At 37.6% G+C, this 25,646-nt stretch carries 29 protein-coding genes and 2 pseudogenes; 17 read left to right on the top strand and 14 right to left on the bottom strand.

The window, feature by feature from the left end; translation table 11 throughout:
• Positions 1 to 195 precede the first annotated feature (195 nt).
• The 8 genes from uxuA (at position 196) to MKP09_RS02895 (ending at position 7,346) form a co-directional block, all read left to right on the top strand.
• Entirely contained in the window at positions 196 to 1,347 is a 1,152-nt protein-coding gene (gene uxuA, locus MKP09_RS02930) for a mannonate dehydratase (protein WP_240826354.1), read from the top strand.
• A gap of 185 nt (positions 1,348 to 1,532) precedes the next feature.
• Complete coding sequence (locus MKP09_RS02925; protein ID WP_240826352.1) at positions 1,533 to 2,111, top strand: hypothetical protein; 579 nt, start codon at positions 1,533 to 1,535, stop codon at positions 2,109 to 2,111.
• Between the two features lie 91 nt (positions 2,112 to 2,202).
• Positions 2,203 to 2,937 carry a hypothetical protein gene (locus tag MKP09_RS02920; protein ID WP_240826351.1) on the top strand — a complete coding sequence of 245 codons (735 nt, stop codon included), beginning with the start codon at positions 2,203 to 2,205 and terminating at the stop codon, positions 2,935 to 2,937.
• Between the two features lie 15 nt (positions 2,938 to 2,952).
• On the top strand, positions 2,953 to 4,218 hold the full coding sequence (locus MKP09_RS02915) for a DUF4836 family protein (RefSeq protein WP_240826350.1): 1,266 nt from the start codon (positions 2,953 to 2,955) through the stop codon (positions 4,216 to 4,218).
• Positions 4,219 to 4,462: 244 nt separating this feature from the next.
• The gene (locus MKP09_RS02910) at positions 4,463 to 5,308 is read left to right on the top strand and encodes a hypothetical protein (protein WP_240826349.1); all 846 of its coding nucleotides are present in this window, start codon (positions 4,463 to 4,465) and stop codon (positions 5,306 to 5,308) included.
• Entirely contained in the window at positions 5,299 to 5,604 is a 306-nt protein-coding gene (locus tag MKP09_RS02905; protein WP_240826348.1) for a hypothetical protein, read from the top strand. The genes MKP09_RS02910 and MKP09_RS02905 overlap by 10 nt, the downstream gene beginning before the upstream one ends.
• Before the next feature lie 159 nt (positions 5,605 to 5,763).
• Positions 5,764 to 6,357: an FAD-dependent monooxygenase gene (locus MKP09_RS02900; RefSeq protein ID WP_240826347.1), complete on the top strand. Its 594-nt coding sequence runs from the start codon at positions 5,764 to 5,766 to the stop codon at positions 6,355 to 6,357.
• Positions 6,358 to 6,362: 5 nt separating this feature from the next.
• Complete coding sequence (locus MKP09_RS02895) at positions 6,363 to 7,346, top strand: NAD(P)/FAD-dependent oxidoreductase (protein ID WP_240826346.1); 984 nt, start codon at positions 6,363 to 6,365, stop codon at positions 7,344 to 7,346.
• A 128-nt stretch (positions 7,347 to 7,474) separates the two neighbouring features.
• Here MKP09_RS02895 and MKP09_RS02890 read toward each other — a convergent pair whose 3' ends face one another.
• Genes MKP09_RS02890 through dtd form a run of 3 tightly spaced genes read right to left on the bottom strand, consistent with a single transcriptional unit; the run spans position 7,475 to position 9,292 of the window.
• Positions 7,475 to 8,485: a YihY/virulence factor BrkB family protein gene (locus MKP09_RS02890; RefSeq protein WP_240826345.1), complete on the bottom strand. Its 1,011-nt coding sequence runs from the start codon at positions 8,483 to 8,485 to the stop codon at positions 7,475 to 7,477.
• A 6-nt stretch (positions 8,486 to 8,491) separates the two neighbouring features.
• On the bottom strand, positions 8,492 to 8,836 hold the full coding sequence (locus MKP09_RS02885) for a nucleotide pyrophosphohydrolase (protein ID WP_240826344.1): 345 nt from the start codon (positions 8,834 to 8,836) through the stop codon (positions 8,492 to 8,494).
• A gap of 3 nt (positions 8,837 to 8,839) precedes the next feature.
• Positions 8,840 to 9,292 (bottom strand): D-aminoacyl-tRNA deacylase, encoded by a 453-nt coding sequence (dtd, locus tag MKP09_RS02880; RefSeq protein WP_240826343.1) that lies wholly within the window; start codon positions 9,290 to 9,292, stop codon positions 8,840 to 8,842.
• A 55-nt stretch (positions 9,293 to 9,347) separates the two neighbouring features.
• Here dtd and MKP09_RS02875 point away from each other — a divergent pair, with 55 nt between their 5' ends.
• The 6 genes and pseudogenes from MKP09_RS02875 to MKP09_RS02850 all read left to right on the top strand — a co-directional run bounded on the left by MKP09_RS02875 (position 9,348) and on the right by MKP09_RS02850 (position 12,078).
• Positions 9,348 to 9,644, top strand: a complete 297-nt coding sequence (locus MKP09_RS02875) for a peptide chain release factor-like protein (RefSeq protein ID WP_240826342.1) — start codon at positions 9,348 to 9,350, stop codon at positions 9,642 to 9,644.
• Positions 9,645 to 9,937: 293 nt separating this feature from the next.
• A pseudogene (locus tag MKP09_RS02870) lies at positions 9,938 to 10,312 on the top strand (3-keto-alpha-glucoside-1,2-lyase-like domain-containing protein); the annotation flags it as partial.
• A 134-nt stretch (positions 10,313 to 10,446) separates the two neighbouring features.
• A pseudogene (locus tag MKP09_RS02865) lies at positions 10,447 to 10,545 on the top strand (DUF1080 domain-containing protein); the annotation flags it as partial.
• Between the two features lie 41 nt (positions 10,546 to 10,586).
• Complete coding sequence (locus tag MKP09_RS02860; RefSeq protein WP_240826341.1) at positions 10,587 to 10,721, top strand: 3-keto-alpha-glucoside-1,2-lyase-like domain-containing protein; 135 nt, start codon at positions 10,587 to 10,589, stop codon at positions 10,719 to 10,721.
• A gap of 21 nt (positions 10,722 to 10,742) precedes the next feature.
• Entirely contained in the window at positions 10,743 to 11,180 is a 438-nt protein-coding gene (locus MKP09_RS02855) for a Gfo/Idh/MocA family protein (RefSeq protein ID WP_240826340.1), read from the top strand.
• Positions 11,181 to 11,364: 184 nt separating this feature from the next.
• Positions 11,365 to 12,078, top strand: coding sequence for a hypothetical protein (locus tag MKP09_RS02850; RefSeq protein ID WP_240826339.1), 714 nt, complete (start codon positions 11,365 to 11,367; stop codon positions 12,076 to 12,078).
• Positions 12,079 to 12,144: 66 nt separating this feature from the next.
• Here MKP09_RS02850 and MKP09_RS02845 read toward each other — a convergent pair whose 3' ends face one another.
• The 7 genes from MKP09_RS02845 to MKP09_RS02815 form a co-directional block, all read right to left on the bottom strand.
• Complete coding sequence (locus MKP09_RS02845) at positions 12,145 to 13,035, bottom strand: vWA domain-containing protein (protein WP_240826338.1); 891 nt, start codon at positions 13,033 to 13,035, stop codon at positions 12,145 to 12,147.
• A gap of 379 nt (positions 13,036 to 13,414) precedes the next feature.
• On the bottom strand, positions 13,415 to 14,323 hold the full coding sequence (locus tag MKP09_RS02840; RefSeq protein ID WP_240826337.1) for a BatD family protein: 909 nt from the start codon (positions 14,321 to 14,323) through the stop codon (positions 13,415 to 13,417).
• 275 nt (positions 14,324 to 14,598) lie between these two features.
• The gene (locus MKP09_RS02835) at positions 14,599 to 15,258 is read right to left on the bottom strand and encodes a DUF58 domain-containing protein (protein WP_240826336.1); all 660 of its coding nucleotides are present in this window, start codon (positions 15,256 to 15,258) and stop codon (positions 14,599 to 14,601) included.
• Between the two features lie 150 nt (positions 15,259 to 15,408).
• Positions 15,409 to 15,774, bottom strand: coding sequence for a four helix bundle protein (locus MKP09_RS02830; RefSeq protein WP_240826335.1), 366 nt, complete (start codon positions 15,772 to 15,774; stop codon positions 15,409 to 15,411).
• 61 nt (positions 15,775 to 15,835) lie between these two features.
• The gene (locus tag MKP09_RS28565) at positions 15,836 to 15,970 is read right to left on the bottom strand and encodes a hypothetical protein (RefSeq protein WP_240826334.1); all 135 of its coding nucleotides are present in this window, start codon (positions 15,968 to 15,970) and stop codon (positions 15,836 to 15,838) included.
• Entirely contained in the window at positions 15,946 to 16,842 is an 897-nt protein-coding gene (locus MKP09_RS02820; RefSeq protein WP_240826333.1) for an AAA family ATPase, read from the bottom strand. Before MKP09_RS02820 ends, MKP09_RS28565 begins: the two co-directional genes overlap by 25 nt.
• A gap of 126 nt (positions 16,843 to 16,968) precedes the next feature.
• Positions 16,969 to 18,669 (bottom strand): NAD+ synthase, encoded by a 1,701-nt coding sequence (locus MKP09_RS02815; protein ID WP_240826332.1) that lies wholly within the window; start codon positions 18,667 to 18,669, stop codon positions 16,969 to 16,971.
• 508 nt (positions 18,670 to 19,177) lie between these two features.
• Between MKP09_RS02815 and MKP09_RS02810 the strand changes: the two genes are divergently transcribed.
• From MKP09_RS02810 to MKP09_RS25270, 3 genes are all read left to right on the top strand, one after another.
• Positions 19,178 to 20,155 (top strand): tetratricopeptide repeat protein, encoded by a 978-nt coding sequence (locus tag MKP09_RS02810; RefSeq protein WP_240826331.1) that lies wholly within the window; start codon positions 19,178 to 19,180, stop codon positions 20,153 to 20,155.
• 127 nt (positions 20,156 to 20,282) lie between these two features.
• The gene (locus MKP09_RS25275; protein WP_262915087.1) at positions 20,283 to 20,990 is read left to right on the top strand and encodes an AMP-binding protein; all 708 of its coding nucleotides are present in this window, start codon (positions 20,283 to 20,285) and stop codon (positions 20,988 to 20,990) included.
• Positions 20,987 to 22,066: an AMP-dependent synthetase/ligase gene (locus MKP09_RS25270; protein WP_262915086.1), complete on the top strand. Its 1,080-nt coding sequence runs from the start codon at positions 20,987 to 20,989 to the stop codon at positions 22,064 to 22,066. Before MKP09_RS25275 ends, MKP09_RS25270 begins: the two co-directional genes overlap by 4 nt.
• Positions 22,067 to 22,100: 34 nt before the next feature.
• Here the strand turns inward: MKP09_RS25270 and MKP09_RS02800 are convergent, their stop codons facing one another.
• From MKP09_RS02800 to MKP09_RS25260, 4 genes are all read right to left on the bottom strand, one after another.
• Complete coding sequence (locus tag MKP09_RS02800; protein WP_240826330.1) at positions 22,101 to 22,301, bottom strand: hypothetical protein; 201 nt, start codon at positions 22,299 to 22,301, stop codon at positions 22,101 to 22,103.
• Positions 22,302 to 22,371: 70 nt separating this feature from the next.
• A complete protein-coding gene (locus tag MKP09_RS02795; protein ID WP_240826329.1) occupies positions 22,372 to 22,869 on the bottom strand; it encodes a hypothetical protein in 498 nt (165 codons plus the stop codon).
• A 154-nt stretch (positions 22,870 to 23,023) separates the two neighbouring features.
• Positions 23,024 to 23,845: an outer membrane beta-barrel family protein gene (locus MKP09_RS25265; protein WP_490355041.1), complete on the bottom strand. Its 822-nt coding sequence runs from the start codon at positions 23,843 to 23,845 to the stop codon at positions 23,024 to 23,026.
• A gap of 35 nt (positions 23,846 to 23,880) precedes the next feature.
• On the bottom strand, positions 23,881 to 25,467 hold the full coding sequence (locus tag MKP09_RS25260; RefSeq protein WP_262915085.1) for an outer membrane beta-barrel protein: 1,587 nt from the start codon (positions 25,465 to 25,467) through the stop codon (positions 23,881 to 23,883).
• Between the last annotated feature and the right edge of the window lie 179 nt (positions 25,468 to 25,646).

Raw genomic sequence — 25,646 nt, 5'->3', positions numbered from 1 at the left:
TTTAGCGTTTAAGAATGTTGACCCATTTTTACTTTTTTACACTTGTCGTTTATGTGGGCTGATAGTAGTATGGCTGTTGAAGAGTGCGACGCAATTCTGATGAATTATATTTATTGATGATACAATAAATATTTTACTTATGAATGTTTTTTTGCTCTATTTTAGCGTATTATGAGCCACAAAATGATACAAACCATGCGTTGGTATGGTGACAACGATGCTGTTTCGCTTAGCGATATTCGGCAGGCTGGTGCTACGGGTGTAGTAACCGCACTCCACCACATTCCGGTTGGTGAAATATGGACCAGCGAAGAAATTATTAAAAGAAAACAAACCATTGAAGCTGCCGGGTTAACATGGGACGTAGTTGAAAGCCTGCCCGTGCATGAGGATATAAAGAAACGCAACGGAAATTATAAAACCTGGATCGAGAACTACAAAGTAAGCATGGCCAATCTGGCTGCTAATGATATTAAAGTAGTTACTTACAATTTTATGCCGGTGCTTGACTGGGTAAGAACCAATCTTGATTACCCTACGGAAACGGGTGCGCTTTGCCTTCGCTTTGGCTGGAAGGAATTTATTACGTTTGATGTTTATATTTTGAAACGACCGGGAGCAGAAAAAGATTATGCTGAAGCAGATGTAAAGAAAGCAAAAAAGTTTTTCGAAAGCCTTAGTCTTAATGAGATCGAGAAACTGAAGGTTTCTTGCCTGATGGGATTGCCGGGATCAGACGGTTTGTTTACAACTGAACAAGTGTTGTCTTTATTAGATGAATATGGCAACATTTCTGCTGAACAGCTTCAACAAAATCTGTTTGCTTTTTTAAATGAAATTGCACCAACAGCAGAACAACATGGTGTACAATTGGCCATCCATCCAGACGACCCACCTTATGCTATTTTAGGTTTGCCAAGAATTATGAGTACAGATGCGCATATTGATGCATTGTTTAAAAATGTACCCTCAAAAAATGCGGGGCTTTGTTTTTGTACCGGTTCCTACAGTGCACGAAAGGATAATGACTTGCTGGCAATGATCAAAAAATATGGAGAGCGTGTTTACTTTTTACATCTGCGCAGCACAGACAGGGATGAAGAAGGAAATTTCTTCGAAGCAAACCACCTGGAAGGGAACGGCAATATTGTATCCATCGTTCAATATGTGTCGCAGCTACAAAAAGAACAGAACAGAAGTATCCCCATGCGGCCAGATCACGGCCATCAGATGTTGGATGACCTGGAAAAGAATACCTATCCCGGATATTCTGCCATTGGAAGGCTGAAGGGCCTTGCTGAAATAAGAGGGGTTGAAGCTGCTGTTCATCAACTTCAAATAAATTAATCTTCTAAGTAACTGGAAATAAAAACGCCTGAATTAACACACAGGCGTTTTTATTGTTTGATATATTTTTAAGAAAAACCCTGACTTTTTATCCAATTTTGATTGTCAAAAGAAGAGTTCTACTAATCCTTCCTACATTTGCCTCCAAAAGCGGATAGTTTGTATTTTTAATCTATGTTCACCTTATGACTAAAGCTATTTATGCTACTTTATTGGCAGTAATCTTTTTATGTTCCGGCTGTTTTGAAGTTATAGAAAAAATTGATCTGAAAGATAATGGTTCAGGAACTTTTCAGTTTACGTTAAACATGAGTAAAAGCAAAACAAAAATTGCTTCTATTCTTAAAATGAAAACCATCAATGGCCGACCCGTGCCCACCAAAACCGAAATCACACAAAAAGTGAAAGAAATAGAAACCATCCTTAAAGCCAGTCCGGGCATTAGCAATGTAACCAGCCAACTGGATTTGAACAATTTCATTGCCACTATTAAATGTTCTTTTGATAAAGTAGAAAGTCTTAATCGCGCAGCAAGAAAAATAGGCGAAAAGCAAAAAGCAAAACCAGGTGAAATAAAGGATAATTACGCTTATCAGGCTACTTCTAAAATTTTTTCAAGGCTTGCTAACTTCTCGCTGAGTGCCGAATACAACAAGCTTAGCAATGCAGATAAAGAAATATTTAACGGCGCAACATATACAGGTATCATCCGGTTTGAAAAACCAATAACATCTGTCAGTAATAAAAAGCAAATTATCATCTGACAAAAAAGCGGTCATGCTTAATGAAAGTGTCTTAGACATTATAACCAATAAAAAAACAATCGCCAATACTATCATCATAACAAAATAAACGATGACAAAAATCATACTAACAATATTTATAGGTATTACCGCGCTCGTAGGCAATGCTCAATATAGCCGGCCCAAGGCTCCCGATAATGCCTTACTGGTTATTAATTATTCGGGCAGTGCGTTAACAAAAAGTGTTCCTGTAAGCAAAATAAATTCCTATGAATTTGTAAAGAACAAATTACTTGATGAGTTAGGATTTGACAGCGTTTCTTCCATCGAACAAACCGGAATTGATTTCGAAAAAGACATGCTTCAATATGCTGTGATGGAAGATAGTGCAAACAGTTTTGTAACCATTCTTCCATTGAAGAACGAAGCTAATTTTTTAAGGCTTTTACAGAAAGAAAAAGAACCTGCTATCGAAAATGCCGGCACTTATAAAAAGATGACATTAGACGATGACAAATATTTGGGATGGACTACTAATATGGCAGTTTTTGTGTACACCTCTCATAAAAAACCTTCATATAAATATAGCTCCGATATAGGAATTGAAGAAACTGAAACAACAGTCGACACTACCGTTGTTGATGTAATGGGTGAAGAAGAAGTAATAGAGGCTGCCGATGCCACTATTGAAGCCGCCACCGCAACGGTAGATTCTGCTCTTGCTGCTGCAGATTCTTCTGCGATAGTTGAAGAAATAGAAGTTGGAGAGGATGGACTTCTTGAAAATGTACCCCCCCGCAGCTCCTCCAGCCAAAAAATGAATCTTGGGAGACAGAAAAAAATATGAGTCAGCCACAGATAATTGGTATACTTTAAGAAAAAATATGTAGCTCAAAAACAAAAGGAAACTGCTGACAGCCTTATTCTATTAACGTTTAGCGGGCGGCAGCAATCCTCAATAGAAGATAATCCACTTTATTTTAAAACAATAGATGCTGCTGCACCTGTATCGCTCTGGTTCAATTACGACAACCTGGTGTCCGGGCTTTGGTCAGCCATTCCGCGTAGTGTATTTGGTATGTCTAACAAATATCAACAGAAGGATAAAAGCTCAGGTGCAAAAATAACCAGCGGCGTTAACCTTTATTTTGATAAAGATAAAATAAGGATGGAACAAAAAATATTTAGCGGTGATGCTGAAACGTCGAAACTCTTAAAAGATATTTTCGATAATAAACAAACAGCTTCGCTAACCAATTATATAACGGCAGATAATATTGGTTTCATTTCAGGTTCTTTTAATACAGAAGCGGTTGGTAAGTATTATTATAAAACACTGAAAGATTATCTTTCAGGAAGCTACCTCTTTGGCAGATATTCTGAACTGACAGATATTTATATTGATCTTTTAGAAATAGTGATTGACGAAAAAGCAATTGCAGAACTAATGCCTGGTAATTTTGTAATGGTGCTTCACAAGCTAAACACAAAAAAGGTTAGTTATACAACTTATGAATATGATGATAATTTCAAAGAAAAGAAAATAAAGAAAACAAAGCAGGAACTATCGCCAGAATTTACCATAGCTTTTGAAACCAGAAAAAGCGATTTCATGCGAAAACTTGTGAATCTTCCCACCAAATATAGTGAAAAGGGAAAGATCGAATATACTTACAAAAACGGCTATTATGAATTGAAACTCGATCCTGAAAAAGAGGCCGTTGACCATCTTTATTTTGTTGTGAACGATGATAAAGTTGTAGCTACTACATCTATGGAAATGGTGCAGATGTCTTTAAGAAACAGTCGATATAAAATGCCTAAAGAGATGAAAAATTTCGTCTTTAAAAACAACTATGCCGTTAACATCAACATAAATAAACTATTATCTGAAATTAGTTCGGAATTAAATACAGACACCAATAAAAGAATAAGAGATTATCTGCAAAAGAACATGGGCAATATCAAATTTGAAAGCCGTGTAAAAAATGGCGTGATACACAGTTCGGGCACAATGGATGTGAAAGGAGGCCACACCAACAGTTTTGAATTTTTGTTTAATATGTTTGAAGAAATTAACCGAATGCTTGAAGAGGATAAGCTTAAAGAAACTGCCAATAAATTATAAATGCTTTCTTTAGTATTCTAAAATTATAAAGTAAGCATGAAAAGAACGAATGCTGCATCTTAAATCATAATATTGGATATGTCTTGTTTTATTTGCAAAACATAAATGGCGTTAAAATTTATACGAATGAAAAAAAGGAAATGGCTCGGGTTGTTGCTAATAATTATTATAGCAATAACATGGTTTACCTTTTTTATAAAACTTACAGCGAAAAATATGTTGCTCAAAACGCCGATCATATTATTTGCCTGGATACAAAAAAATCGCTAACACCATTATTTGGAGCTACATTACAACTCCTTCTCAGTGGAAAAAAATGTCCCCTTTTAAAAAGAAGAAAAAGGGAACTGATTGGAAGGAGCTGGTAACGTTACCCGACTACATTTTTGCCTTTCATGTAAAAGATCAGCCGATAAATGCATGGTATACTGTCTTGGAAATAAAAAATCCGGAAAGCTTTATAAAAGACATCTCAAAGCTTGATTTTAAAAAGATAAAAGGGACCGAAAGGTATGCATCTTCTGTACATGGTATTGAGTTTATGCAAAATGGCAAACAACTTTTAATAGCAAATGCTTCTGTAAAGAATAAAAATTTGATGGCTGATGTTGCGACAGACTTGCTTGAAAAAGGTAATCACATTGAACGGCAAAAGCTTTCAGAAAATATAAATGCAAAAGCTCATTTATCATGGCGTTTTTTAGGTAACGGATCGGTAAAGAATGCTGACGGAATTGTCCATATCGACAAAAGCCAAATCAATGCGACTTTAAATTTAGCATTTGACAATCAATCTATCATTCAACAAAAAATATTTCAGGTTTCTGATAGCGCTCTGCTAAGTTTAGCAATGATGCGACCTCCGGTGTTTGTTTATAAGTTGATACCGCAGGAAGTCAAACAAAAACTCTCACGTTTAATTAACTTCAATATTGATTCCCTGTTTCAACCGGGCATCAATTATTGGCAGTCGGAAATAGCGGGTTTCACTAAAAAAGTGGATACTGCTATTAGTTATGATTATGATGCTGATTTTAATCCAGTAGAAAAAAAGTTATCAATACCACTACGGAACCAGATTTGTCGATAAAATTTTATGGCAAAGGTGTAGACAAACTCTATCGTTACTGGCGGGATAGTTCCGTTATACAAAATACAGAACAGGGTGAACTTTTTACATCGATACCATTTGTAAAAACTTATGCATTAATAAATGGCGGCAACGAATTGAGCTTACAATCTGGAAATTTTGAGGGTAACCCTACAAACCAAAAAAGCGATGCCTGTATATTATATGCGTCTTTAAATCCGCATCAAATACCCGACTCTTTGCTGAAATACGTGCCCAAAAGATTCGAGTTGCTATCAAAAAAATTGCTGCTGTAAAATTAATAGCTGAAAGCAAATTGCCCGGCAGTATTACCATAAATGCTGTGCTTGAAAAGAAAGACGATAGTATGTGGTTTGATTAAAACGATCTTTTTTCTTTGCGGCTTTTCTTCTTTTCTTTGCACTAAATTATCAGGATAAAAACCTGACATCATCATGCAGAAAATTATTCAACTCAAATTATCTCCACAAGATGCGTCAAACGATGGTTTCATTAAGCAACATATCGCCGCAAGTGAAGGCATTTCGCCCGAAACCATTTCAGGTTTTACCATTTTAAAGAGATCGATTGATGCACGCTCCAGGCAAGCATGGATCAACTTAAAACTAAATGCGTATATCAACGAGCCTTACCAGCAACGCGAGCTGCAGCATTTTCAGTTTAAAGATGTAAGCAAAGCAGATAAAAAAGTAGTCATCATTGGTGCCGGGCCAGCTGGCATGTTCGCTGCCTTGCAATTAATTGAATTGGGCATACAACCTATTTTGTTGGAGCGAGGAAAAGATGTAAAATCCCGCAGGCGTGATTTGGCTGCTATGAATAAGGAAGGTATTGTAAATCCCGACAGCAATTATTGCTTTGGCGAAGGCGGCGCGGGTACTTACAGTGATGGCAAACTATACACTCGCAGCAATAAGCGTGGTAGTATTGACAGAATATTAAACTTGTTTGTGCAATTTGGAGCTGAAGAAAAATATTATACGAAGCCCATCCGCATATTGGAACCAATAAGCTACCGAAGATCATAACAGCTATGCGTGATCAGATCATCAACTGTGGTGGTCAGGTTTTATTCGATCAAAAGGTTGTTGATTTTATCATTCATAATAATACAATAACCGGCGTAAAAACCCAAATGGGAGTCGTGATTGATGCCGATCAGGTTATCCTTGCAACCGGGCATTCGGCAAGAGATATTTTTTATTTACTGCATGAAAAAAACATTTTAATTGAAGCTAAACCTTTTGCGTTAGGAGTTCGCGCTGAACATCCGCAGGAACTTATAGATAAAGCTCAATATAAATGTAACACAAGAGGTGAGTTTCTCCCGCCAGCATCTTACAGCTTAGTGCAACAGGTTAGTAATACAGGAGTGTTTAGCTTTTGTATGTGCCCGGGCGGTATTATAGCACCAGCGGCAACGGCACCCAACGAAATAGTTGTCAATGGCTGGTCGCCTTCGAAAAGAAATAATCCTTATGCCAACTCTGGAATTGTAGTACAGGTGCAACTTGAAGACGTAATCAAAAGAAGTATATCAAAAAATATAGATCCACTTTTATTACACTTTCAGCAAGAAGTGGAACAACGCGCATTTGCAGCTGGCGGTGGCTTGCTTAAAGCACCGGCGCAAAGAATGGTAGATTTTTGCAATAACAAAGTTTCCGCTACATTACCCAAATGTTCTTATTTACCTGGCATTACAAGCTCCGATCTTTCAAGTGTTCTGCCTCCATTCATACATCATGTACTTCAAAAAGCCTTTATTGAATTTGGTAAAAAAATGAAAGGCTATTATACTAACGAAGCAGTATTGGTAGCAACAGAATCACGTACTTCGTCACCCGTAAGAATACCAAGAGATGCAGAAACATTGCAACATCCTCAAATTAAAAACTTATATCCTTGTGGTGAAGGGGCAGGCTATGCGGGCGGTATTGTAAGTGCGGCAATGGATGGAGAAAGGGTAGCGATGATGATAGCAAGTAAAATGGGAGACACGTTGAAAGGTTTATAAGTTGACAAAGATAGCTCTGCGATTAATGATATACCATTTGCTTGACAGAGGTATAAGTTAAAATATGCACCACAATTGAAGAGTGCGACGCAACGAAGATGCCACATGTACCGCAGCTGGTTCAATAATTATTTATCATCATCATCGGTTTCTATTTTCACTTCAGTTGTCCGTTCAGCAATCTCCTGCTCATGGGCAGCAACTACTTTATCATTATGTAAATTTTGAATAGAATCTTCATGCTCCACTTCAACCTGCTCTACCCAAACAGCGTATTGGCTTGGAAATATATTCATGTCGTTGTGTATGGAATATACTCTTGTAAATGCGGCACCGAAATAAAGTATGACAGCAGAATAATAAACCCACAATAAAATAACAATGATAGAACCCGCAGCTCCATATGCTGAAGTCATTTTATTATGACCGAGATAATAGCTGATTAAAAATTTGCCCAGCATAAATAATATAGCTGTAACAAAAGCGCCTGCACGCACGGCCCGCCAGCGAATACGCGCATCGGGCAACACTTTAAAAATTAAACCGAATAAAAAAGAAGTGATTAAAAATGTAATAATAAGATTGGATATGTAAGCAACGGTTACTTCCGTTTCGGGAATTTGCCTGGTGAGCTGATCGATAAAAATATCCATGATACCATTTACCAGCAGGGATACTAACAACAAAAAACCAAGAGAGACCACCATTGAAAATGACAGAAGCCTGTCTACAATAAGCTTTAACCAGCCTCGGCCTTTTTTCGGCTTTGTCTTCAGCCGCCAGATCATATTTATAGAATCTTGGATCTCTGCAAAAATGCTGGTAGCACCAAAAATTAAAGTGGCTAACCCAATAACAGTTGAAAACCCCTTTCCCGAAATATCGTTAGACGCCTCTTTGATAGTTGTTTCAATCTGCACCTTCGCACTTTCACCAACAAGGCTTTCTATCTGGCTGTAAAGGCTTTCTCTTACAGATGAATCATGGCCGGACAAAACATCACCGATCCAAAGCACTACAATCATCAAGCCTGGAATAGAGAAGATTGTATAGTATGCCAAGGCCGCACTCAATTTTAGAATGCGCATTTCAAATAGCTGCTCTACAGAATCTTTTAATATATGCCAGGCTTTTTTCATTAATTGCTACTTCAATTTTTCATTATTCGCATGTCGGTCCGCATCACGCACCGTTTTTTTTTCAAAGTTTTTTTCTAAAGCATTTGTAAGGTTTATACCTGTTTGATTGGCCAGGCATAACACTACCCACAAAACATCTGCCATTTCATCTGCCAGCATATTCTTTTGCTCTTCAGGCGTATAAACTTTACCATTTTTATAGGATTGTTCGCCGTATATACGTGACATATGTTTAGCCAGCTCCCCTACTTCTTCTGTTAAGATAGCCATGTTAGTAAGCTCTCCAAAATATTTCACTCCAACGGTTTTTATCCATTCATCAACCTGTTGCTGCGCTTCATTTATTGTCATGTTCTATTCTTTGTTTTTTGTGTCAATAATAATGGTAACGGGGCCATCATTTACCAATGCTACTTTCATGTCTGCGCCAAAAACACCGGTTTTTATATTTTTATTTAATGCAGACGATAACCGCTCAATCATTTTTTCATACAATGGATTAGCAACGGATGGTTTGCTTGCTTTAATGTAGGAAGGACGGTTGCCTTTTTTGGTAGAAGCATGTAATGTGAACTGGCTTACCAATAAAACATCACCGTCAATTTCTTTAAGTGAAAGATTCATTATGCCTTCTTCATCATTGAAAATTCGCAACAAAATAATCTTTTGGGCTAACCAGTCAATGTCCTCTTTAGTGTCTGCATCTTCAATACCAAGCAATATCATCAGTCCCTGGTTGATGGTCGAATGGACCTTCTCATCAATTGTAACACTGGCTTCTTTTACTCTTTGTATAACTGCTTTCATTTATCTATTATCTATGCAAAATATAAAATTTAACTTAGAGTATTAAAATGACAAAATGAACGTTTCTAAAGAAATTGCTTTCAAAACAATGCGAAGCGGCGGCAAAGGCGGGCAAAACGTAAACAAAGTGGAAACCGCAGTTATAGCATCCTTCCATGTGGATCAATCAGCTTTACTTACTGAAGCACAAAAACAAGCAGTAAAAGACAAGTTATCGTCCAGGATAAACACAGAAGGGTATTTGCTTGTAAAATCTCAAACACATCGAACCCAGCTGGCTAACAAAGAAGAATCTATAAAGAAAATAAATCAGCTGTTAACCCAGGCGCTGCAAAAAAGAAGGCGCGCATAGCAACCAAAGCTTCAAAATCATCCATTGAAAAAAGGATCGAATCTAAAAAAAGAACAAGCTTTATAAAGGCAGGACGTAAAAAGTATAGAGAAGATTAATAACCAACTAACAAAATTGTTTCCTATTTTTATCGGGTTGCAAAATGAAGAGTTGCTGTAGCAAACAGGCTTTGCTTTTAGAGCAAACCTTTCTGCTGTGTGAAGTATATGTTTAAAAGCTATTATATTCATTGCTAAAATCCAACTCACGGATTGTGCAAATATATCTTACAAAATAAAAAGTAAACTTAACGCATGAAAAAATCTGCTTTTCTAAACCTCTCTTTTGTGGCTTTTGTTTTCCTGATGTTAGCCACAACCTCCAATTGTATTGCCCAGGGTAAAAAATCTATTAATTTACTAAGTACTGAAAATGCTTCTAAATGGCGCGGTTATGACGGCAAAACTTTACCGCCAGGTTGGGTATTAAGCGACAATATGATTTGGGTAGACAACGAAAAAATCAATGAAAAGGTAAATGATGTTTCTTATAAAGGCAGCAAGGACATTATTTTTTCAGGTCAGGAATTTGAATACTTTGAATTAACGATAGACTGGAAAATCGGGAAAGGCGGCAACAGTGGTATTTTATATCATGTAAAAGAAGGCTATGGCGGCCCATCTAACATAGCTCCGGAATACCAACTTATTGACGACCAAAACTATGCCCAAATGCATAGTAATTTAAAAGATTATAATTCCCAGTTTGGCGCCAAACATCGGAACAATTACAAGACTGGCAAAAAACTGGTGCTGATTATGCTATGCATACAGCCGATGAAAGCAAGAAAGTGTTACACCCCGCAGGAGAATGGAATACAACAAAAATTGTAGTGGCATCTGGCAAAACCGAACATTGGCTTAATGGTGTAAAGCTCTTGAGTTTTGAACCCGGTTCGGAAGATTGGCTGGCTCGAAAAAAGCAGGCAAATGGGCTAAAAGTGATAATTATGCCAAATTCAAAACAGGTTATATTGCCTTGCAATATCATGGCAGCTCCCTATGGTTCAAAAATATAAAAGTAAAACCTCTTAAATAAAATATCAATAAAAATAAACAGATGAAAAGAATCGACTTTATAAAAACGACAGCCGCCGGTAGTTTAGCGTTTATGCTGCCTTTGCATTCACTGGCATCTAACGGTAAAAAATTGAGAATTGCCCAGGTTGGCCTTGGTATGATGGGCACAGCCGACTTAAAAGATATTGCTTCACACCCTGCTGTAGAAGTAGTAGCACTTTGCGATGTTGACATGAATAAAATAAACGCAGTGAAAGCAACATATGCAAGCGCTAAAATATTTACAGATTACAGAGAAATGCTTAAGAGCATCGGTAAGGATATTGATGCCGTTGTAGTTTCAACGCCCGACCATGCACATGCGCCCGTGGCATTAATGGCCATGGAAATGAACAAAAATGTGTATTGCCAAAAACCACTTACACATTACATTTCTGAATCCCGCAAAATGGAGGCAGTAGCCGCACAAAAAAATTAGTGACACAAATGGGTATCCAGGTGCATTCTTTTTACGATTATAAATTAGCTACCATACTTATTCAAAAAGGAATTATTGGAAAGGTAAAAAAGTAATTGCCTGGTCTCCTAAAACATGGGGATATGATGGGCCCGAACCAGAAGGAAGCGATCCCGTACCTGAAGGGCTTGACTGGAATCTTTGGTTGGGTACTGCAAAAGAAAGACCTTATAAAAAAGGATTTTACCATCCGGGAAACTGGCGCAAATGTCTTGATTATGGCTGCGGAACTTTAGGTGATATGGGCGTTCATATTTTTGATACTCCGTACAACGCACTAAAGCTAAGCGTTCCTTTAACTGTAAAAAATGAATGCCGTGAACCCAATAATTTCGGACATGCAGAAAAAAATCATGTCACTTATGTTTTCCCGGAAACTCCATATACTGCTAAAACGCTTGAGTGGGTTTGGTACGATGGAAAAGGTGCGCCTGAACTTCAAGATGAATTAAAGCTTCCCAATGGCGAAACTTTACCTGATCAAGGCGCGATGTTTATTGGCGAAAATGGCCAACGCCTCTTATTGCCACACTTTATGCAACTTCCTAAACTGATCATTAACGACGCCTACAAACCCATTGATATTAAAAAATATGATACAAAAGGTGAAGCAGGTAAACCAACTGCGAGCTATGATGTTGAAGGAGAAAAGCACTATCACGAGTTTGTAGATGCATGTTTAGGCAAAGCAAAAACCAGCGCTCCATTTTCTTACGCAGCAAAACTAACCGAAGTGATTTTGCTGGGTGTGATTGCTGCACGCTTCCCTAATAAAACACTTAATTGGGACGGCAAAAATGCACGGTTCAAAGAAGAAGAAGCTAATAAATATTTGAGCGGAGAGTATAGAACCTTTTAATACTAATTTTTAAGTTAACAAAAAGACCAGCGCTGCTGGTCTTTTTAATGCTATCCATTTTACACTTTAAGGAAACTTCTTAAAAATTGTAAATTTCAATACCACTTCTAACAACAACCAAAATAATGCAGCAAGCACCAATGGAATAAACATTTCCTGTACTTCCTTATATTTTATTATTTCAACTTTAGATTTTTCCAACCTATCTATCTGCGAATAAATTGCCTGTAACGAAGCCTTGTCCGTCGCACGATAATATCGCCCGCCAGTACTGTTGGCAATCCGGGTTAATAATGCTTCGTCTATATAATTTCTAACTACATTGCCTGCCACATCCTTTACCATTTGTTCGGCAGTGCTCGTTGCAGAACCCAGGCCAATACAATACACTTTCACATTGTTAGCTTTTGCTATTTCCATAGCCATTTCCGGATCAATAATTCGTGTTGGCGGCGCATCTTCCTTCCCATCTGTCAGTAAAATAATTACCCTGCTTTTATTAGTTCCCTTACTAATTCTATTCACCGACATTGCGAGTCCTTCACCTATAAGCGTTCCGGTTTCCAGGTAACCACCATCCATAATCTTCAAGCTTTGCAATTGATTCAGCACGGCATTTTTATCAGGTGTAATCGGACATTTGGTAAAACTCTCACCCGCAAAAATTACCAGGCCAATGCGGTCAACCGGACGGTTCTTTACAAACTCAATCGCCACTTCTTTAGCCACTACAAAACGATAAGGCTTTACGTCTTCCGTGCCCATGCTTCCACTTACATCAAGGCATAAAACAATATCAATCCCCTCTCCTTCCGATCGGCTTTTCTGTGTTTGATGTTGTGGCCGTGCCAAAGCCATGATCAGGCAGGTTACAGCAAGCATTCTTAATATAAAAGGAAGATGCCGAAACTTCGTTTTAAAAGTTGCCGGCGTATCAATGTTAATAGAAGAAGCCATAACAGCCCCTTTATCCCTACTTTCGTTTCTGACATATCGCCATATCAAAAAGGAATGATGCCCAAAAGAATAAAATTCTCAGGCCATATAAACGTTATATTTCTTAACCAATCGTAAATCATGCTATATAAAGCAATATTTTATTTGTTGTATCAACAGATGAACACTGCTCAACAGTCTTGCCACGCTCGCTTGTACTGTGGAACAAATATCAGCCCACATATTCTTCGCCATGCCTGAACAATGATTTATAGGATTATTTAGATTAACAGGATTTTGCCAATCTCCCTCTAATCCTTAAAATCAAAAAAATACAGGTTCAGACATTATCACATCATCACATTGACTAATTTTCATTCAACCCGTCAACCGTCAACTTTCATCTGTCAACTTCTTTACTCATGTCCGGTTCGCGTCTCACCGTTTCCTCAATATAATGAATCGAATCTTCAATCACTTCAAACGCCGATGTGGCTTCACTATCTTCCGGATCATATTTAGCAAATTTTACAAAGTCGCATAAATACAGCACTTGCGAAAGGCTATCATACTTCACTTCGTCTTTCATTAATGGTTTTATTTTTTCTACCAGGTTATTAGATGTTTGCTGAAGTGAAGTTATCCCGGTTCTTTCCAGCACATAAGTCCGGAATATTTCTACTAACTGCGCATAAAAACTTTTTTCCTCTGGCTTACTTTGCTTTAATTCTGTCAAATGTCTGATCGCTTTTTTATACGGCGTATCTCCCGAAACCATTGTCCGTTGGGGCTTTGATCTCTTCTCTGCAGTAAGTAAATAAATTATCAGCGTTAATATAATCAAAAGCCCGGCGATAATATACCACCATTTTTCAAGGTTAGCATCCAATTTAAAAGGCACGCCTTTTATTTCCTGTACATCATAGTAAGGTTGTTTGGGATCAAAATTTTCGGTAAACACCACATCAACCAACACACTATTTGTTTTTACAAACTTCCTCAACGCAAACGACGGTATTACCCAGCGTCCAGAATCAAAACTGGTTAATTGATAATGCTGATGATATATAGTTGTATCTCCTTTTTGCGTTACCTTGAAACTGTCTCTTACAACAAATTCAAAGTGAGGAATACTATCTACCTTAAATGCCGGCGGTTTCGCACCATTAAGTGATTTTATTTCAAGCGTTAGCCAAAATGGCTCACCCAACAAAACCTTGTTTTTGTCGGTGAACGCACGAACCGAAACTGGCTGGGCAAAGCAATACAAACCCGGAAACAGCAAAAGAAGAAAAATACATTTTCTCATTAGCTGTTTCAAATTATTGTATCGAATAATATTAAACAAATCAATTTTCAAATTTTTCAAAATCAAATCCGGAAATCAGAGTCCGGAAGCTATGCATCCGGCAATTGTAATCAGACTCTTTCGGAGTCGTTTCCTTGTACCTGTCAACTTATCAACCTGTCAACTAAACTTTCAGCTCCCTTTTATCCTACTTCTAAAAAATCGCTGCAATACATTTACGTGGTCATCTCCTGTTTTCACATGCAACAGGTCACTACCCGATTTCTTAAACACATTCACACAATATGCTGTTGCTTTAAAAAACTGCTCTTCATATTTTTTCTAACATATGCATTGCTGGTATCCACCCATTGCGTGTTTCCTGTTTCAGCATCCACCAATTGCATTAAACCAGCATTCGGCAATTCCTGATCCATCTGGTCGTAAATCTTGATGCCAATCAAATCATGTTTCTTGCCCGCTACGCGAAGCGCATCTTCATAATTTGCATCTATGAAATCACTTAAAACGAAGGCAATGCTCGACTGCTTAATGGCATTTGTAAAATACTTAAGCGCTGTATTCAGCCGTGTACCTTTGCCTTTAGCTTCGAGGCTCAATATTTCCCGAACAATATATAGCGCGTGCTGCCTTCCTTTTTTGGGTGCTATATACATTTCAACTTTATCGCTATAAAAAATAGCACCTACTTTATCACCATTGCTGACAGCCGAAAACGCAAGCACAGCAGCAATCTCTGTAGCTACATCTCTTTTCAATCCATAGTGTGTGCCAAATAAAGAACTATTACTTATATCAACCAGCAGCATCACAGAAAGTTCCCTTTCTTCTTCAAATATTTTGCTGTAAGGATGGCCAAACCTGGCAGAAACGTTCCAGTCAATAAACCTTACATCGTCTCCGGCCGCATATTCGCGCACTTCTTTAAAAGACATTCCTTTTCCTTTAAAAGCGCTATGATACTCGCCCGAAAATAAATCTCTGGCGAGCTTCTTACTTTTAATTTCAAGTTCACGAACTTTTTTAATATTTCGGAAGTGGATCGCATTTAGGAGTTGACGGTTGAAAGTTGCCAGATGACAGTATTATTTAAGTGCTGACGTTTCAAAATATTTAATAAGTCCATTCAGAATTTTAATACATTCATCAATCATCATTGCTAATGGTTCAAAATCAGATTCAGTGATAATTTCAACCATCACCGCAATATTCAACAAAGTTTCCAATTCATAAATCGAACCTCTTGATACATGAAGAAACTGAATAGTATCCTTTTTATAATTTCTAACAATGCCCTCAGCTATATTGCAGGGAATAGAAACGACAGCACGATTTGTCTGACTTGTCAAGGCATATAACTCTTCTTTAGGGAACTGCTTAGTAAGAAAATAAACAGCCTTAACAAGTTCCATTGATTTTTTCCATGCTTCTAAGTTTTTATAATTTGTCATGATTGATGTTTTTATAGTTTTTCTATCAACTGTCAACTTCCATCTGTCAACTCTCCACCCCTCACGGTACATTCACCTTACTTAATATTTCATCGATAATTTTTTCTACATCTACATTTTCTGCTTCTGCCTCATAAGTAAGCCCAATACGATGTCTCAACACGTCATGCGCTATACTTCTAACATCTTCAGGCATAACAAACCCTCTTTTTTCAAAAAAGCCTGAGCCTTTCCTGCCAGCGCTAAATTAATGCTACCACGCGGTGAAGCACCGTATGCAATCAATGGTTCTAACTTTTGCATTTCGTAACGGCCAGGATATCTTGTAGCGAAAACGATATCCAATATATACTGCTCAACCTTTTCATCTAAATAAATATTCCGAACCAAATCTCTCGCATGTAGAACATCTTCAATATTTACGACAGGGTTGATTTCCGGCATCTTTACGGACTGTACATTAGATCTTAATATCAACTGTTCTTCCTGCATTTCAGGATAACGAACGATCACTTTCATAATGAATCGGTCAACCTGCGCTTCAGGTAGCGGATATGTTCCTTCCTGTTCCAATGGGTTTTGCGTGGCCAATACTAAAAATGGCTCTTCAAGATTATAAGTTGTATTGCCAATGGTAACCTGCCGCTCCTGCATAGCTTCCAACAATGCAGACTGCACTTTGGCTGGGGCACGGTTTATCTCATCTGCCAAAATAAAATTGGCGAAAATGGGCCCTTTGCGTACCACAAAATCATTTTGCTGCTGATTGTACATCAGTGTCCCTATCACATCGGCAGGTAGCAGGTCTGGCGTAAATTGTATCCTGCTGAAATTAGCCTGAATAGCTGTTGCAAGCGATTTTATCGTCAGCGTTTTAGCTAAGCCAGGAACACCTTCCAAAAGAACGTGGCCATTACTTAGCAATCCGATCAACAGGCGATCAAGCATGTGCGCCTGCCCAACGATAATGTGACCAACTTCATCTTTAAGCCGGTCTACAAAAGTGCTTGCATTAGCGATCTTTTCGTTTAATATCTTAATATCTTCTGCTGTCTTTGTTAAGTTCATTGTTAATAGTTAATAGTGATGACAAAGTGGGAAATAGCGAGTAGCGAGGGGGAAATGCAGACTCCATTTATCATTTTTCATTTTTCCTACTCGCTACTTACCACTTCCTATTCCCCTGCCTCCTCATCAACTCAAATATTTTGCCACAATAGGAATTCTTCTTCCCACACCAAACGCTTTGTAGCTAACCCGGATGATTGGACAAAACTGGTTACGCTTATATTCATTCAAATTAACCATTCTTAAAATCCGGTTGACCAGCTTCTCATCGAACCCTTGTGCAATCAATTCTTTCGGGCCCTGCCGCTCTTCAATATATTTGAAAAGTATGGTATCCAGCTCGTCATATTCAGGCAGACTGTCGCTATCCTTTTGATCGGGCCTTAATTCAGCCGAAGGCGCTTTTGTTAAAATATGTTCAGGAATTATCTCTCTATCTCTGTTGATAAACTTCGCTAAGGCATAAACCTGTGTTTTATAAACGTCTCCTAAAACACCTAACCCACCCGCCATATCTCCATACAATGTACCATATCCTGTAGCCAGTTCACTTTTATTAGATGTGTTCAAAAGAATATATCCAAATTTATTGGCAATTGCCATCAATAAATTTCCGCGCGTACGGCTTTGAATATTTTCTTCTGCTACGCTGAAAGGCAGATCCTTAAATATCGGATTGAGTTCAGTAAGAAATGTTTCATAAATATTTTTGATCGCTATAATGTCATAAGGGTTTTCAAGATTCTTACTTAGTTGTTCTGCATCGCTTACAGAATGTGAAGTTGAATATTGAGACGGCATCAAAACTGCCCTAACGTTGTCTTTTCCTAATGCTTCAACTGCAAGCGCAATAGTTACAGAACTGTCTATTCCTCCGCTTGACCCTATAATAGCTTTAGTAAAGCCCATCTTCGAAAAATAGTCTTTTATTCCAAGTATCAGAGCGGCATGTATTTCTTCAATACTTTTTTCATCTGCCAGGTATTCCAGCACATTTTTGTCAGCGCCAACATCAGACGCTGCATAGTAAACCTTCACATCCTGCAAACCTACAGCCTGTTTATTTACCAGCTCATTTAAATCAAACACCTTAAAATCTTCTTCAAAATATTTCAACTCTCCTACTTTATTACCAGCATTATTGTAAACAAGACTTCCGCCATCAAACACAATTTCAGTTTGAGAACCTACCGTATTACAATACAACATTGGTAGATTATATTTTAGTGTATGCGCTTTTACAATGCTGTTGCGTACAATATCCTGCGCATAATTATACGGAGATGCAGAAAGGTTGATCATCACATCTGGAGCAAACTTTATCAACTCTTCCATGGGCGTTGTCCTATACAATGGATTACTACCCATGTTCCAAATATCTTCACAAATAGTAACTGCTAATTTCTTTCCTTTAAACTCAAGCACATTCCAGCTATAAGCAGGTTCAAAATACCGGCCTTCATCAAACACATCATAAGTTGGAAGCAGCGTTTTATGAACTTCCCCTTTTATTTCTTTCTCGTAAAGTAAAAAGACTGCATTGAAAAGGTCTTTACCCTGCGAATCTGCATTTCTTGCAGGCGCACCAACCAGCACGCCAATATCGTCAGCATGCCCTCTTATCGTATCAATCGCTTTGTAACATTGATTAATAAAATCGCTGAACTCTAAAAAATCTCGCGGTGGATAACCGCAAATACATAGTTCGGAAAAAACAACCAGGTCTGCGCCTTCATTCCGCGCCTGCGTTATCGCGTCGATCATCTTTTTTACATTCGAATCAAAATTCCCGATGTGATAGTTTTGTTGCGCCAATGCTATTTTCATCCATTTTTATTTTATATATATAATATGAATTTATCTGACAATAGAAATTCAAAAGAGCCAAATGGCCTGACATTTCATTCTACAAAAAATGTGAGGTTACAAATGTAAACTTCTGGATTATAATTATTACCCTGTTTAAATGTTTTAACATTCATACAATGCGACTTAAAAAACCGAATAAAATATACATATCAATTTTGTTTTCAGCAAAAGAATAAATAGCATCTTCCTTTCCGCCAGCTGGCGGATCGCTTGTACAGAACAACATACATGAGCACATATATTCTATCGTTACAAATCTTCATCTTTGCTGGCCAGCAACTCAGATATTTTCGCATTCTTGTTGATTACTGTGAAATATTTTTTTACATGCTGCCACCCTTTCGCCTACTTTTGCATCTCAAATAATATAACGAAAATATTTTCGGCTTGTTTTTTGTGTTTTTACGTATCAAAAAATTGATTTAATGAAAAAATATTTGTAACTGCTTTATTTATACCTATTTGCATGAATTTGCTTGCGCAAAACAGCCTTTCTTCTGAGCGTCAGCGCGCAAGAACTTTTATGCAATCAGGCGATTTGGATAACGCAGTTTTAGTGCTTACCAAAGCTAATGAAACGGATAAAAATGACATGGGTATTCAAAAAGACCTGGCATTGGCCTATTATTATCAAAAAAGTTATACAAAGGCTTTAGAAAGCATTAAACCAGTAATTGCAAGCCCGGATTGTGACCCGGCTGCATACCAGTTAGCAGGTAATATTTACAAAGCACAGGAAAATTATAGTGCGGCAGAGAAAAATTACAAAGATGGTTTGAAAGATTTTCCAAAAAGCGGGCCTTTATATAACGACTATGGAGAACTGTTGGAGATTATGAAAAACCCAACCGGAGCCATACAACATTGGGAAAAAGGTATCCAGGTAGCACCATCTTACGGGGGCAATTATTATAATGCAGCGGTATATTATTACAAACAGCAAGATGATAAAGTTTGGGCTATAATATATGGCGAAATATACGCAAATATGGAAAGCCTGAATCCTAAAGCAAACAGTATTAAGAAAATGGTTTTAGATGCATACAAGCAAAAGCTTTTTATTTCTAACAATCTCAAAGCTGATGCGGCGAATCAAAAGAATGCGTTTGCAAAAGCTGTTCTTGAAACTTTTGCTAAACAATCCGGCATTTCGGCTCAGGGTATTACACCTGAAAGCCTGGCTATGATTCGTACTCGTTTTATTCTTGACTGGAACACATCTTATGCAAAAGAATTCCCTTTTAAATTGTTCGATTATCATCAACAATTAATGAAAGATGGTTTGTTCGATTCTTACAACCAATGGATGTTTGGACCGGTAGACAATCAGGCTAATTTTGAAAAATGGGTTCAGGCGCATAAAGAAGAATATGATAAGTTTACAGCGTTCCATACCTCAAGAGTATTTAAAATGCCCGTCAATCAAGCCTATTCTTTAAAATAAATTTGTTATAGCATAAAGTCCCAAACCACCTGCTTGTTCGGGTGGTTTTTTTATGCAAAAACAGAACTGAACGAGCATCCTTTTATTTAACTATTTTTCTTAACTTGTCTGTTATTAAACGATTACTATGGGTTATCCAGAATACCGATTGTTTGATGCCGTTGCGCACCAGCTAACCGCATTTCCGAAAACTAATATGCTTAATGCCAAAGAAAATGGGCAATGGAGATCACATGCAACAAAAGACGTTGCCGATATTGTAAACCGCCTATCTGCCGGCTTATTAGCAAAAGGAGTAAGTGGCAAAAATTTCACACCGGAAGGCAGCGATAAAATTGCTATCATTAGCAATAACAGGCCAGAATGGGTTTTTGCGGACCTGGCCGTTCAACAAATCGGGGCGATCCTTGTACCGATGTACCCAACAACCAGTCCTGCAGAGATGGAATATATTCTCAAAGAATCCGAAGCTAAATATATATTTGTTAGTAATGAAGAATTACTTGAAAAAGTTCGATCATTAAATAGTGATTCTTTAAAAGGCATTTATACTTTTGATGAAGTAAAAGGAGCAGCCCATTATACAGAACTTTTAGCTTTAGCTTCGCCTGATCTTTTGGAGCAAGTAGAATCAGCAAAAAAGCAAATCCCCAATTCTCATGTAGCTACTATTATTTATACCAGCGGCACAACAGGAACACCAAAGGGTGTAATGTTAAGCCATAGCAATATTGTAAGCAACATCTTTTTTCGAAGGCTAGTTTTCCGTTTCCCGACCAACCACAAACAAAAACACTTAGCTTTTTACCGCTCAATCATATTTTTGAAAAGATGATCACCTACTTATATCTTTTTAGCGGTATTAGTATCTTTTATGCAGAAAGTTTGGAGACGATTGGAGAAAATCTGAAAGAAGTAAAGCCTGATGGATTTACTACTGTGCCAAGATTATTAGAGAAAGTGTACGAAAAGATCATGGCTAAGGGAAATGAACTAACCGGTATAAAAAGGGCACTTTTTTTCTGGAGCGTTGGCCTTGGTATGAAATACGACAATAGAAAACCTCCGGGAGGTTTGTATAAAATCAAACTAAACATTGCGCGAAAGTTGGTTTTTAGCAAATGGCGCGAAGCTTTAGGCGGTAATATTAGTTTTATCATTACCGGCGGAGCCGCCGCATCTGAGAAGTTGTTGCGTATTTTTAATGCGGCCGGAATACCTATTTATGAAGGTTATGGACCAACAGAAAACAGCCCGGTTATTTGCGTGAACCGAAAACAGAATAACGAAACTTATTTTGGAACCGTTGGGCCACCCATTGAAGGCATTGAAGTAAAACTTGCTGAAGACAGTGAAATTTTAGTGAAAGGAGCAAGTGTCATGTTAGGTTATTATAAACATCCCGAATTAACTGCAGAAGTTATAAAAGACGGATGGTTACACACAGGCGATATCGGCACTATTATCGAAAACCGTTTTTATAAAATAACGGATCGTAAAAAAGAATTATTTAAAACCAGTGGTGGTAAGTATGTAGCTCCTCAGCCTATTGAAAACAAGATGAAAGAAAGCAAATTTATAGAGCAGATAATTGTGCTGGGTAGTGAAAGGAAATTTGTTAGCGCCCTTGTTGTTCCATCTTTTAATGCGATCCGTGACTGGATGAAAGAGAATAATATTGCAGATCTAACAGATGAAGAAATAATAAACAGCCAGGAAATTCATGATCTTTTTCGCTCAGTAATAGATCATCACAATGTTAATTTCAATCATGTTGAACAAATAAAAAAATTCATATTACTCCAACATGAGTGGAGCGTTGATGGCGGTGAGATGACACCTAAAATGAGCCTTAAAAGAAAAGTAATAATGGAAAAGTACAAAGATGTTATTGAGGGAATTTATGCATAGAGCAAAAGCTCTATGCAGTCCCTGGTAATCTTAATTACATTTTTTCATCATGCTTTTTCGAAGCATCTTTCTTATCTTCTTTGCTTTCCATCACTTTGCTTCCTTTTTGCATTAATGAAGATACCGGACCTTCCATATCTTCCTGTGGATCAGTTTTTCCAAGCGTTTCAGGATCTGGCTTGATAGGCGCATCTTCGTGTTCCTTTTGATTTTTTTTTAAATTTTCATTATCCATAACCAATAGTTTTTAAAATTAAAAATCGTTTATTATTACCTAATAGGTGCAATTATCATACCTAACAAATTTATCTTTCTATCGTTATAAAGACATCACCCACTTGTGTCCCCGATGCCATATTGCTCTTATTAATAATGATTGTATAATTACCTTTTTGTTTTACATCAAATGACATTTGCTGACCAAAAGGGCCATCGGTACTTCCATCCGGCAAAACTATCTGGCTAATCCTGATATTTGCATCAGGGAGGCTATGACTAATACTTACTCTGAGCAAACCTACATCCAAATCATTCAGTAAAACATGAACAGATTGCATGTCTGAAGTAATGGTCCTTTGCAATTTTGTTATAGGTAATGTTTCGGCTGCAATAGGAACCTGAATAATACTTTCCCTGGGCATCACTGCCGAAGCAGTATCCATTTCTGTAATACTATCCATCAGCACGCTGCTGTCTTTCACCGCAACTGTCGAATCAGTTTCTTCTGACTTGTTAACTTTTGATGAATTGTTGCAACTAATAATTACTAAACAGCCGATCAAGAGGGGTATAATAACTTTCATTAGTAAAATATTTACACGTCTGCCAGATAATTGCGGCGATTGACTGGTTAAAATCTATTTATTTGAGATATCGTATTATGTTCACGATTTATGCAATGCAAAAAAGTTGCCAACAAATAGTCGACAACTTTTATAAACCAACAAAACTAAGCTTTTATTGACCGGGATTGCCTCCGGAATTTTGGGCACGCTTACCTTCGCTTTCTAAACCTGTTTTACGCTGGCGGGCCGCTTTAACCTGGTTGCTTCCAAAACGATAATTGAAATTGATCTTAAACATACGACTTTCCCAGGCTGCATCAATTCGACTATAGGCACCGGCATAGTCGTTAATACCTCTGAAACGCATTGTTTTAAAGATATCATCAACACTAGCCTTTATTGTACCTTTTCCTTTAAGTACATTTTTTTGAAGACCAGCACTTACAAATCCCATTGCTTTACCACGAAATGTGCCTTCCCAAATAAATGGTGTAATATATAAGCCTGTAAGTTCTGCAGTCAAATCTTTATGTAACTTAAATGTATTTTGAATATAGATTTGTCCATTAACAACATCCTGATTGATTTTCCTGTTACCCCCGAAGTCAGCTTTGTAATACGTGTAATTTCCAGTCAGACTGGTAAAAAAACTATACCATTTATAGCTGAAAGGATAAGTTACATTCATGCTAACAACATCCTGCGTAGCAAGGTTACGAGGGGTTTGATATTGAACCGACCCTTCTGGCTCGAGGATGCGAGCGAACATATCGCTTACATGGCTGTAAGTAAGGCTGGTATTGAGTTTATATTTATAAGTGTGTGTAACTCCAAAGCTGTTTGTGTATTGCGGTCGCAAATTGGTATTACCTTTTGAATAAGTATAATCGTTCAGCTTAAACTCAAAGGGGTTCATATTTTGATAGTCTGGCCTGTCTATACGACGACTATAAGTAATATTGAACACACTCATGGGGTTCTTATTAAAAGTGATGGCAGCACTTGGAAAGAAATCAAGATAGCTTCTTTTTATAGCTGAATCATAAGGTGCATACTCATATTTATAAACTGCTCTCCTGTTGACAACCCTTCGGAATTAGTTTGCTCTGCCCTTACGCCCAATTGGATAGCAATGCCTTTAAACTGCTTATTATAGTTAACATATAATGCGTTTACACTTTCTGTATACTCAAAACGATTGCTTCTGTTACGGTCAAAACTTTCATTATTGTTAGCATCAACATTATACTGCCCAAAATCATTGTCGGTTTTTACATATCCAATCTTACCACCATATCCCAGTTTTCCCTTCATCAATGGCTGTTCATAATCGGCCTTGAAAGAGTAGATATCAATATCCGTTGGCGCTATCATTCTGTAAACATTTCTGAATAATTCTGTAGTGCCAGATCCATCATAATAAATATTAGGGATCAATTGATTATTCCTGATATTATAGTAGCCATAATCTGCATCTACATTTAATTCATGGCCGCTTGTATCGGCATACCGATAATTCAGATTATAATTAAAATTCTTATTGCTTTGATTAATATCCGAATTAGCTTTTAAGATGCGGTCAACAACCCCGGTAGATTGCGGAGCTATGGTCATTTCCCCATCATTGTTTTCAACAAAATCAGAAATGCTTCCGTTAACCAACACACCCAACGTATTTTTATCATTGATAAAGTAATCAAGGCCTGCTTTAAAGTTATGCGACTTCAAATCGTTTACCTGATTAGCAAACTGGTCAAACACGCTATCAGCCTGCTCTCTATAAAGGCCCAGGTTGTTATATCGCAATCCCTGATTATGATTATAATTACCGAAAAGATTTACTTTTTCAACGCGATAATTCAGATTAATGCCGCCATCATATTTAGCATACTTAGCCACACTGTAACCTGCATTAACAGATCCGTTTAAACCATAAGATTTGTTTTTCTTAAGCCTTATATTTATAATACCGGCATTGCCTTCAGCTTCATATTTAGCAGATGGATTTGTAATCAGCTCAATTGCTTCGACACTTGAGGATTGAGTTGATTTCAGATAGTTAGCAAGATCAGTACCGCGAAGTGGTGATGGTTTTCCGTCAATATAAACCCTAACGCCATTTTTACCCGCCATACTTAGGTTATCGTCTTTATCAACCAATACGCCAGGAGATTTCCGTAGAAGCTCTAAAGCATCATTACCGGTAGCATTGATCGTGCCTTCTACATTTACAATCATTTTGTCGGACTTAACCTCAATCAAAGGTTTCTTTGCTGTAACAACAACTGCTGACATTTCAGTAGCTGACGCAGCCATTTGAATATCTGCTAGCTTTTTATCATCACCAGCATAATCAAACGTGCCGGAATAAGCTTTATCAAAACCCACAGCGCTCGCCATCAGCATATAATAACCTGGAGCGATGTGCTCAAAAATGTAAACACCATCTTTATCAGTAGCATTCAATTTTACGATAGACGAATCCTTCCCATTTAATAACGATACGGTGGCGGCAGTCAAACCTTTCCCATCCACATCTTTAACAGAGCCTTCAATTTTCTGTGCGGATAAATTCTGAAATACAAACAGACCTAATGCCAATACTAAGAATCTCATAACAAACTTTGATTTATAAATTGATGTGCAAACCTATTTGTAAATCATGATTTGGAAAAGCTTTTGCCGATGAATGGTTAAAAAACTACGGCGAATGGTACTTTTTGATTAATCAATTTACTAATGTGATGAGGCGAAATAGTCCATTAGCTATTCACTAATTCCCCCACTGCCTACAC

Source organism: Paraniabella ginsengisoli, from assembly GCF_022513635.1.
Taxonomy (GTDB): domain Bacteria; phylum Bacteroidota; class Bacteroidia; order Chitinophagales; family Chitinophagaceae; genus Niabella; species Niabella ginsengisoli.
Note: the sequence above shows the minus strand (reverse complement) of the source record. Positions and strands in the feature narration are given on the sequence as shown.

What these genes read in the sequence shown, in the direction of transcription:
- MKP09_RS02795 (WP_240826329.1), bottom strand. Translation starts at nt 22,869, where the DNA reads ATGAAAGTTATTATACCCCTCTTGATCGGCTGTTTAGTAATTATTAGT.
- MKP09_RS02900 (WP_240826347.1), top strand. Translation starts at nt 5,764, where the DNA reads ATGCAGAAAATTATTCAACTCAAATTATCTCCACAAGATGCGTCAAAC.
- MKP09_RS02835 (WP_240826336.1), bottom strand. Translation starts at nt 15,258, where the DNA reads ATGTCTTTTAAAGAAGTGCGCGAATATGCGGCCGGAGACGATGTAAGG.
- MKP09_RS02920 (WP_240826351.1), top strand. Translation starts at nt 2,203, where the DNA reads ATGACAAAAATCATACTAACAATATTTATAGGTATTACCGCGCTCGTA.
- uxuA (WP_240826354.1), top strand. Translation starts at nt 196, where the DNA reads ATGCGTTGGTATGGTGACAACGATGCTGTTTCGCTTAGCGATATTCGG.
- dtd (WP_240826343.1), bottom strand. Translation starts at nt 9,292, where the DNA reads ATGAAAGCAGTTATACAAAGAGTAAAAGAAGCCAGTGTTACAATTGAT.
- MKP09_RS02800 (WP_240826330.1), bottom strand. Translation starts at nt 22,301, where the DNA reads ATGGATAATGAAAATTTAAAAAAAAATCAAAAGGAACACGAAGATGCG.
- MKP09_RS02890 (WP_240826345.1), bottom strand. Translation starts at nt 8,485, where the DNA reads ATGAAAAAAGCCTGGCATATATTAAAAGATTCTGTAGAGCAGCTATTT.
- MKP09_RS25270 (WP_262915086.1), top strand. Translation starts at nt 20,987, where the DNA reads ATGATCACCTACTTATATCTTTTTAGCGGTATTAGTATCTTTTATGCA.
- MKP09_RS02845 (WP_240826338.1), bottom strand. Translation starts at nt 13,035, where the DNA reads ATGGCTTCTTCTATTAACATTGATACGCCGGCAACTTTTAAAACGAAG.
- MKP09_RS02810 (WP_240826331.1), top strand. Translation starts at nt 19,178, where the DNA reads ATGAATTTGCTTGCGCAAAACAGCCTTTCTTCTGAGCGTCAGCGCGCA.
- MKP09_RS02855 (WP_240826340.1), top strand. Translation starts at nt 10,743, where the DNA reads ATGAAAAGAATCGACTTTATAAAAACGACAGCCGCCGGTAGTTTAGCG.
- MKP09_RS02925 (WP_240826352.1), top strand. Translation starts at nt 1,533, where the DNA reads ATGACTAAAGCTATTTATGCTACTTTATTGGCAGTAATCTTTTTATGT.
- MKP09_RS02815 (WP_240826332.1), bottom strand. Translation starts at nt 18,669, where the DNA reads ATGAAAATAGCATTGGCGCAACAAAACTATCACATCGGGAATTTTGAT.
- MKP09_RS02875 (WP_240826342.1), top strand. Translation starts at nt 9,348, where the DNA reads ATGAACGTTTCTAAAGAAATTGCTTTCAAAACAATGCGAAGCGGCGGC.
- MKP09_RS02840 (WP_240826337.1), bottom strand. Translation starts at nt 14,323, where the DNA reads ATGAGAAAATGTATTTTTCTTCTTTTGCTGTTTCCGGGTTTGTATTGC.
- MKP09_RS02830 (WP_240826335.1), bottom strand. Translation starts at nt 15,774, where the DNA reads ATGACAAATTATAAAAACTTAGAAGCATGGAAAAAATCAATGGAACTT.
- MKP09_RS28565 (WP_240826334.1), bottom strand. Translation starts at nt 15,970, where the DNA reads ATGCCTGAAGATGTTAGAAGTATAGCGCATGACGTGTTGAGACATCGT.
- MKP09_RS25260 (WP_262915085.1), bottom strand. Translation starts at nt 25,467, where the DNA reads ATGAGATTCTTAGTATTGGCATTAGGTCTGTTTGTATTTCAGAATTTA.
- MKP09_RS02895 (WP_240826346.1), top strand. Translation starts at nt 6,363, where the DNA reads ATGCGTGATCAGATCATCAACTGTGGTGGTCAGGTTTTATTCGATCAA.
- MKP09_RS02885 (WP_240826344.1), bottom strand. Translation starts at nt 8,836, where the DNA reads ATGACAATAAATGAAGCGCAGCAACAGGTTGATGAATGGATAAAAACC.
- MKP09_RS02820 (WP_240826333.1), bottom strand. Translation starts at nt 16,842, where the DNA reads ATGAACTTAACAAAGACAGCAGAAGATATTAAGATATTAAACGAAAAG.
- MKP09_RS25275 (WP_262915087.1), top strand. Translation starts at nt 20,283, where the DNA reads ATGGGTTATCCAGAATACCGATTGTTTGATGCCGTTGCGCACCAGCTA.